Consider the following 1873-nt stretch of genomic DNA (forward strand, 5'->3'; position numbering starts at 1 on the left):
GTCAACGAGAGCCTGATCCGCGACCTCGCCGCCGGCGCGTTCGTCGCCGATCAGCGCAATGTCGTCCTGGTCGGCGGGACAGGCACCGGCAAGTCGCATCTGGCGATCGCCATTGCCCGTTCTCTCATCCGCAACGGCGCACGCGGGCGCTTCTTCAACGTTGTCGACCTCGTCAACAGGCTCGAGACCGAGACCCGTGCCGGCCGGCAGGGCCGCATTGCCGATCATCTTACCCGGCTCGACTTCGTCGTCTTCGATGAACTCGGCTATCTTCCCTTCGCCCAGGCCGGCGGGCAGTTGCTCTTCCATCTGGTCTCGAAGCTTTACGAGCGCACCAGCGTCATCATCACCACCAATCTCGCCTTCGGGGAATGGCCGAGCGTCTTCGGCGACGCCAAGATGACAACCGCGCTGCTCGACCGCCTCACCCATCACTGCGAGATCGCCGAGACTGGCAACGAATCCTGGCGCTTCAAGAGCCGCTCTCAAAGCTGAAGTTCGAAAGCCAATCAGTCGCGCCCGATCAGGCTGTGCAACCCCGACCAGCTTCGCCTGATCGGGCGCTTACCGGCGTGCCTCTCAACACCGAAAGCCGGGGTCCCTTTTGCGGGAAAAAACAGGGTCCCGATTCCGTGGCCATTGACAGTTCTTCGTTCGGCCGACCCGCATCGCGGGTCTGAAGGGCATAGATAAGCGCGCCCCCGATTCCGACGCTGGCGACCAGGCCGAGACCCGCCAGCAGGCGAGCACGATGTCGGCGATGGCATACCAAGGCGCCGCCGCCAAGCACGATCTAGGCAAGGTCGCGGCGTCGCAACGAGCGCCGACCGACAGCTCAGGCCGGAGCAGGGTCAGCCATCGTGCCACACTGTTCCATCATCGCGATCGGGCCTCGCAACCGGTTGGATACCGACATAGGTCGGCGACGATTGTGCCGCCAGCAGGGCTGTCGCGCTCAGCCTCCCTGCGTGGGCTTTGCGTTGACATTTTTCAGTGCCCGTCAGGAGAATAGTCCAGCATCGTCGCCTGAAGGCTTATTGTGGCGGTGCGCACGGCTGTCATCGCATCCTTGATCGCGGTTTCGTCGAAAGGCTCGCTTTCTTCACTCCTCAGCCCGGCCCATTCTGCAACGCCGGCGCTAGCTGCCAAGCCAGTCCCGAATGACTCCATTAAATTCGCGCGGGCGATCGATCATTACCATGTGACCGGCATTGGCGAAAATGTACATATCGGCTTGCGGGGCGCGTTCCAGCAGCTTGATGCCACGCGCCACCGGCACGGTTTCGTCACAGGCCGACCAAGCTAGGAATAGTTTGGCCCGCATGGTGGGCAAATGCGGAAGGAGATGGTCCTCCTGAATCTGGGTATATTCGGTGTCGTCCTTTATCCGGGCAGCCTGCCTGAAGCGTTCCAGTTGACCGGTCTCGCAGGCTAGGCGGTAGTTCTTTCTTAGCAGGTCCACGAACTCCGGCGGATTCTTCATGCTTAGCCTTGCGTTGGTGCGCAGAAAGTCATCCTCTGTATCGCAGCCCTCGAGCACATTATACGCTGCCGCCGCTGCTGCCTGCCAAGCGTGGTCCTCATTCCCGCCGAGACGCGGCGCGGTGGCGCCGCTGCTCACGACGACCACCTTGTCGACCAGACCCGGATTTTCAACGGCGAGCATTGCCGCGATGAAACCGCCTTCGGAATGGCCGACCAGCGCGCATCGGGTGATCCCGAGCGCTTCGATGAAGGCTGACACGTGATGGCGCCGGTCGAGGCGGGGAACGTGTTTCCCATCTGCCGACGCATCTGAGAGACCGAAACCGACCAGATCGGGCGCCAGCACCCGGAACTCATCCGCGAGTGCCGGGATGGTGTTGTGCCAGGT

2 protein-coding genes are annotated in these 1873 nt (G+C 62.4%); one reads left to right on the forward strand and one right to left on the reverse strand.

The window, feature by feature from the left end:
- A partial coding sequence (istB, locus tag EN884_RS34705) for an IS21-like element helper ATPase IstB (RefSeq protein ID WP_128361073.1) occupies window positions 1–495 on the forward strand: 495 nt, incomplete at its 5' end.
- Window positions 496–1138: 643 nt separating this feature from the next.
- Here the strand turns inward: istB and EN884_RS34715 are convergent.
- On the reverse strand, window positions 1139–1873 hold a 735-nt coding region (locus EN884_RS34715; protein WP_164895380.1), incomplete at its 5' end, for an alpha/beta hydrolase.

This window comes from Mesorhizobium sp. M7A.F.Ca.AU.001.01.1.1 (genome assembly GCF_004022735.1).
Taxonomy (GTDB): Bacteria; Pseudomonadota; Alphaproteobacteria; order Rhizobiales; family Rhizobiaceae; genus Mesorhizobium; species Mesorhizobium ciceri.